The organism is Epibacterium ulvae (assembly GCF_018678075.1).
GTDB classification, from domain to species: Bacteria; Pseudomonadota; Alphaproteobacteria; order Rhodobacterales; family Rhodobacteraceae; genus Epibacterium; species Epibacterium ulvae_A.
In genome coordinates, this window is record NZ_JAHHIR010000013.1 from 171,202 (window position 1) to 177,298 (window position 6,097).

The 6,097-nt window shown below is 58.5% G+C and carries 5 protein-coding genes; 3 read left to right on the forward strand and 2 right to left on the reverse strand.

Annotation, left to right across the window (positions count from 1 at the left end; translation table 11 throughout):
- The first annotated feature begins 31 nt into the window (after nucleotides 1-31).
- The gene (locus KMP13_RS03625; protein WP_215264186.1) at nucleotides 32-469 is read left to right on the forward strand and encodes a DMT family transporter; all 438 of its coding nucleotides are present in this window, start codon (nucleotides 32-34) and stop codon (nucleotides 467-469) included.
- 79 nt (nucleotides 470-548) lie between these two features.
- Here the strand turns inward: KMP13_RS03625 and KMP13_RS03630 are convergent, their stop codons facing one another.
- Complete coding sequence (locus tag KMP13_RS03630) at nucleotides 549-1,238, reverse strand: ABC transporter ATP-binding protein (protein WP_215264187.1); 690 nt, start codon at nucleotides 1,236-1,238, stop codon at nucleotides 549-551.
- Nucleotides 1,231-2,517, reverse strand: a complete 1,287-nt coding sequence (locus tag KMP13_RS03635) for a lipoprotein-releasing ABC transporter permease subunit (protein WP_215264188.1) — start codon at nucleotides 2,515-2,517, stop codon at nucleotides 1,231-1,233. Before KMP13_RS03635 ends, KMP13_RS03630 begins: the two co-directional genes overlap by 8 nt.
- A gap of 262 nt (nucleotides 2,518-2,779) precedes the next feature.
- Between KMP13_RS03635 and KMP13_RS03640 the strand changes: the two genes are divergently transcribed.
- Entirely contained in the window at nucleotides 2,780-4,168 is a 1,389-nt protein-coding gene (locus KMP13_RS03640) for a sodium:proline symporter (protein WP_215264189.1), read from the forward strand.
- A gap of 384 nt (nucleotides 4,169-4,552) precedes the next feature.
- Nucleotides 4,553-5,818, forward strand: a complete 1,266-nt coding sequence (locus tag KMP13_RS03645; protein ID WP_215264190.1) for a spondin domain-containing protein — start codon at nucleotides 4,553-4,555, stop codon at nucleotides 5,816-5,818.
- Nucleotides 5,819-6,097: the final 279 nt, after the last annotated feature.

Genomic DNA, 6,097 nt, shown 5'->3' on the forward strand with positions numbered 1-6,097 from the left:
AAAACTGACCCCAGAAACAGGACCCCAGCAGATGACCCATTACGCCCTGATTATGCTGGCTGCAGGCTTCGGCATCCCCATTCTCGCCGCGCTCAACGCAGCCCTTGGTCGTTTCATTGGGTCACCGACGGTGGCGGCGGTTGTGCTGTTTACGGTAGCCCTGATCTGTTGCGTGCTCGTCATGTTCGCAGCCTCCGGCACCCAGGCACTGACCAAGGTCTGGGACGCCCCGCGTCATCTGTTGCTCGGCGGTGCATTGATTGCGTTTTACGTGCTGACCATCACCCATATCGCACCGCATTTCGGCATTGGCAATGCGGTGTTTTTTGTCCTTTTGGGACAGCTGATCTCAGCCGCAGCGATCGACCACTTTGGCCTTTTTGGGGCCCAAGTTACGCCGCTTGGATGGATCCGCACCGGCGGGATCGCGGTTATGGCGCTTGGCGTCTGGATCACGCAATTGGCCTAGTACAATGGGGCAACCTCTGCGCCCATATGAAATATGGGCGGAGGGCCTTACGGCCCGTCCCCAGTTGCAGATCGAAGGCTTAACCCGGAACCAACCGCCCCGCCTCAAGGCGCAGAACACGGTCCATCCGTGCCGCCAGGTCCAGGTTATGGGTGGCAATCAACGCCGCCATGCCACTGTCGCGCACCAGTGCCATCAGGGCGTCAAACACCTGATCCGAAGTCGCAGGATCCAGGTTCCCGGTCGGCTCATCCGCCAGCAACAAGCCCGGTGCGTTCGCCAAGGCCCGGCAAAAGGCAACACGCTGCTGCTCGCCGCCAGAAAGCGCCGCAGGGCGATGCGCGCCGCGATGCTCCAGTCCCACAAGCGCCAACAGATGGGCGGCGCGCGCTTTGGCATCTCGCTCGCTCACCCCATTGGCAAGCTGCGGCAGTACGATGTTTTCCTCGGCCGAGAACTCAGGCAACAGGTGGTGGAACTGATAGATGAACCCCACTTCGCGCCGTCGCAGAGCGGTGCGCTTGCCTTCGCCCTTGACCTGCGGCACCGCCTCGCCACCAATCTGAACTGCGCCCGCGTCGGCATTGTCCAAAAGGCCCGCGATATGCAGCAGGGTGGATTTACCCGACCCCGACGGAGCGACCAGCGCCACCAGTTCGCCGGGCTTCAGCTCCAGATCAACGCCGCGCAGCACCTCGACCGCGTTGGGTTTGCCCGGGTTATAGGTCTTGGTAATCCCCATTAGGGACAGCATCACATCGTCACTCATAGCGCAGCGCCTCCACCGGGTTCAGCCGCGCCGCACGGCGGGCCGGAAAGATTGTCACCACAAACGAAAGCCCCAGCGACAGGCTCACGGCTTTGAGCACATCTTCCAAATGCAACTCAGCCGGCAGGGCATAGATCCCACGGATCGAAGGATCCCAGACCCCGCCCCCCATGAGATAGTTCACAAAGGAAAAGATCGGATCGATATAGATCGCAAACAGACATCCCAGGATCACCCCCAGCGCCGTACCGATCACCCCGGTAAAGGCACCGCAGATGAAGAAAATCCGCAGAACCGACCCTTCGCTAAGGCCAATGGTGCGCAGGATCCCGATGTCGCGGCCTTTATTTTTCACCAGCATAATCAGGCCGGAAACGATGTTCATTGTCGCGATCAGAACCAGGATCGACAGGATGATGAACATCACATTATCTTCAACCTCCAAAGCGCGCAGAAATCCGCTGGAGGCATCGCGCCAGGTCCAGACCCCGGTCTGACCGCCAGCCGCGCGCAACAGAGGCAGCGCCATCAGATCCACCTGTTCGGGCTCTTCGACCATCACCTCAATCTCATCCGCGACCCCCTCGCGGTTGAAATAGCTCTGCGCCTCGCCAAAGGGCATATAGATCCGGGTGCGGTCGATATCATAGCGTCCGGCTGTGAAGATATAGACCACCTCATAGGCATTCACCCGGGGTGAGGTTCCAAAGGCGGTTTTCACCCCATTGGGGGAGATCAGCTTGATCCGATCCTCGACAGTGACGCCAAGTTCGCGCGCCACGCCCGAGCCGATGGCCACCCCGTCGTCAAAGCGTGCCAGATCGCCGATCGCCTGCTCACTGCCCGCTACACCGGGGATATCTGCAATGTTTTTGCTTGTGATGCCAAAGACCTGAACCCCTGCATTGCGATCGCTGCGCGAGGCCATAACCTGCCCCTTGATCAGCGGGGCAGCACGGATCACACCGGGCACCGTGCCAAGGCGTTCGGCCATAGCATCATAGTCTTTCAACGTGCGGTCTATGCGGCCGTTTTCATCCACCACCCCATGGGTGTAGATCGACACATGCGCATTGGCACCGAGAATGGTGCCAACAAATTCCGAGCGAAACCCTGAGCGCACCGCCAGCGTTGCAATCAGCGCAAAAACCGCAAGGGTGATGCCGATCAGCGAGATCCAGGTCATCACGCTGACACCACCTTCGGTGCGCCGCGCACGCAGGTATCGCCAGGCGATGATCCACTCGAATTTGGAAAACGGCGGGGGGGTATTGGCCATATCTGCTCCGGTTGTTATCCGCTTGTTATCCGCCCTAAAAGCTTGCGCGAACCCTAGGTAGGCCAGCCGAGAGGGTCAAGCAGATCACCGGCCAGAACCATCCTGCGATCGGCGCGCCTTTGCCACCGGCATCCGCCCGCGCACCTGCCCCGCTCACGCGATGCACACCAATGGTCACAGTCGCGCGAGGCACATCCTATTGACTGGCCGCACCCGCAGTCACGCTGGTAGCGCCACAGGGTAATCTTTTTCTGGAGGACTTATGCAGCCGGTTCTTATCATTGTCATCTTTGCCGCGATCATGTTGGCAAGCCTTTACATCGCACCGCGCCGGGTTACCGAGCAGAGCTTTTTTGGCGGTGCCAACGCGGATGGGCAAGCGCCGGGTCTGTGGACCCTGGTGTTGAGCCAGGTGACCACCTGGATCTTTGCTCGCTCGCTGATGAATGCCGCGATCCTTGGATATTATTATGGCAGTGTCGGCGTTCTGGCCTATGCGGCCTACTATGGATCGTTTCTGACCGGCGGCTTTGTGGTCGCGCGTCTGCGGGCGCGTGGTGCGGGATCGGTGCAGGATTGGCTGGCGGATCACTTCGGCACCTTTGGCACCCTGTGTTACAATCTGGTCATTGCGCTGCGGCTCTTGTCAGAGATCTTTGCCAACCTGATTGTGGTCGGGCTGATCTTTGCCGCGATCCTGCCGAGCTTTGCAGCCTGGGAGAATACTGTGATGATCGCGGTCGGCGCGCTGGCGCTGGCCTATTCCCTGTGGGGCGGGCTGAGCGCGGCTTTGCGTACCGATGTGATGCAGATGGCGCTGTTCCTGGTGGTCTTTGGTGCCGCATTCCTGGCGCTGATCTTCAGCCCCGGTTTTGACATTGCCGCCACTGTGACCGCCGCCGGGACCGCCGGAGCCTACAACGGTTGGGTGCTGCTGCTGGTCGCATTCTTGCAGGTGTTTTCTTACCCGGTGCACGACCCTGTGATGATGGATCGTGGCTTTGTCGCCGATGAAGCCACCACCAAGAAGAGCTTTGTGCATGCGTTCTGGATCTCTTCCCTGTGCATTCTGGCCTTTGGTGCCTTTGGCATTCAGGCCGCTTTGCAAGGGGCCGCCTATGAGGGGCAGTTGATCGGCACCTGGTCGCAGATGCTGCCGGGTTGGGTCTTTGCCGCCCTGATGGTGTCGCTGTTGGTTTCGGCCCTGTCGACACTGGATTCCGCACTGTCATCTGCCGCACGTCTGGCGGTGGAGGAGCTGCGTCTGGCGCCACGTTCGCTGATGGGGGGACGATTGACGATGACCGGATTTGCGGTTCTGGGCGCGGCCCTGACGCTGTGGGGCAATCAAAGCCTGTTTGATGCAGTTGCGGTGTCGGGCACCGCGTCGATGTTCCTGACGCCGGTTCTGATTGTCGGTCTGGTGATGGGGCGTCGCATTGCGCCCTGGGCCTATGGTGTGAGCTTTGCTGCAGCGATCCTTGGCGCGGCCGGGTATTTCATGCGCGGCAACCCTGTGGTGGCGACACTTCTTTATGACGGGCATAAATACGAGCAGCTGCTGCAGATCTGTGTGGTTGTCCTGCTGGTTGGATTTGGCGCCGTTCTGGCCGGATCCACCGCCCGTATTGCTCGTATGGCCGACGGCTAAGGTCTACAGATCACACAAAGGTTCTAGGATGTCACAGCGCCGCATTTCTGCAAGGAGGTGCGGCGTTTTGCGTCTCTGTTTCATGCTATAGAATCATCGAGGTGACACGCGATGTACATGGCGTCGCTCAGATTACCGCTACATCGCTTTGGGGGTGTTTTTGATAACTCGCCCAAAGGACGTCTTGAATATCCCTTAACGCGCGCCTTCACATTTGATTTAGACACTCACTTTAGGTCATTTTATTTGTTAATGTTTATGGCTCACATATGAATTCACGTAAGCGTTTAGTGACCGTGAAGTTCCGTGAGTGAACTTGGTCGAATTCAGTAATGCTTTTCTACCCATGGTCGGCCTTGGAACATTTTACCAAGGAGAACCCTGATGTCCGATATTCGCATTGCCGTTCACAACACTTCCCCCACCGGTGGTACATTTCTGACCCCATTCTGGTTTGCAGCCCATGACCGAGGCTTTGATGTTTTTGACATTGGCGCTGCCTCGTCAGCCGGGTTGGAAGCCCTGGCCGAAGATGGCAATTTTGACCCGATCAACGCGGAAGTTGCAGCCTTTGACGCGGATGCCACGATGGGTGCCGTCACCGGTGCCGCAGGCCCGATTGCTACGGCTGAACGCACGGCACTGACCACCTCAATTGACGGCAGCCAGAACGCCTATATCTCGCTGGCAGCGATGATTCTGCCTTCTAACGACGCCTTTGTCGCAACCGAGGACGCGGTGAAACTGTTTGATGATGCCGGCGCGTTCAAGGGCGTGCGAAACATCACCTTTGAAGGGTCAGACGTTTTGGATGCTGGGACCGAAGTCAATACCGAGGTGGACGCGGCCTTTATCAACCAGATGGGGCCAAACACCGGCGAAGATGAAGGCGGTGTTGTCACCCTACACGAAGGTTTCCTGGCCGAGGGCGAAGGCACGATCCTGGGTGGCACCAATGCGCCCGGCGCGTTTATCGACCCGGTCATCGCGGACTTTACCCGCGAGGGTGCAGGCATCGCAAAAGTGCACATCAACGAATATGTTGAATCTACTCTGAGTACTGATAACGATCTGTTCCAGGGCAACCGTGTCGACGATATCGTCGCAGCTGGCGATGGCCATGATGTCGTGTACGGTCGTGTAGGCTGGGACGTGATCGATGGAGGTAATGGCAACGACGTGCTCTTTGGGGGAATTGGCTGGGACGATCTGTCAGGTGGCGATGGCGCAGACAAGCTCTATGGCGGCGGAGGCAGAGACCACCTGGATGGCGGTACCGGTCTGGACTTCCTTTACGGCGGATTTGGACAAGACGTGCTTGAAGGTGGAGAAGGCGAGGACCGCCTGTTTGGTGGTCGTGGCGATGACACCCTAGATGGCGGTGCAGGAGATGATCGTGTACGCGGCGGCTCTGGCGCGGATACCTTTGTGTTTGCAGATGGGTACAGTCGCGACGTTGTTTTTGCTTTTGACGTTGAGGAAGACCACGTCGCCTTGGACATCGAAGGGATTGAGTCTTTTGAAGACCTGTCCGCCTTCACCCGTGAATTCGACAACCGCACGGTTCTGAACTTCGGCGACGGTGATGTGCTGGTTCTACGCGGTGTTGAGCTTGACGAGCTGACAGCGGACAACTTCCTGCTAGCCTAAGCTGGTCGACACACTAAACCGTATCCACACGTAAAGCCCTCGCCATCTGTCTATTGGCGGGGGTGCGAGGCGATCGTGACGTGGCGACCATCTGGAGTTGTAGCCGAGGGATTTCCAGACTTGGCGGGCTTGCTCTATGTGGCGACACTGTCGCTTATGCCAAATGCCGGATGACCTGAGCCCCAAGTCTCCTCCGGTTTTGCGCGGAGTCCTTGAGGTTAAATCTTTGGCGTTAGGCCGCCAGCTTGTCCATTGCCTTTCTTTGCAAAAATTCCATCG

What these genes read in the sequence shown, in the direction of transcription:
- KMP13_RS03635 (WP_215264188.1), bottom strand. Translation starts at nt 2,517, where the DNA reads ATGGCCAATACCCCCCCGCCGTTTTCCAAATTCGAGTGGATCATCGCC.
- KMP13_RS03630 (WP_215264187.1), bottom strand. Translation starts at nt 1,238, where the DNA reads ATGAGTGACGATGTGATGCTGTCCCTAATGGGGATTACCAAGACCTAT.
- KMP13_RS03640 (WP_215264189.1), top strand. Translation starts at nt 2,780, where the DNA reads ATGCAGCCGGTTCTTATCATTGTCATCTTTGCCGCGATCATGTTGGCA.
- KMP13_RS03625 (WP_215264186.1), top strand. Translation starts at nt 32, where the DNA reads ATGACCCATTACGCCCTGATTATGCTGGCTGCAGGCTTCGGCATCCCC.
- KMP13_RS03645 (WP_215264190.1), top strand. Translation starts at nt 4,553, where the DNA reads ATGTCCGATATTCGCATTGCCGTTCACAACACTTCCCCCACCGGTGGT.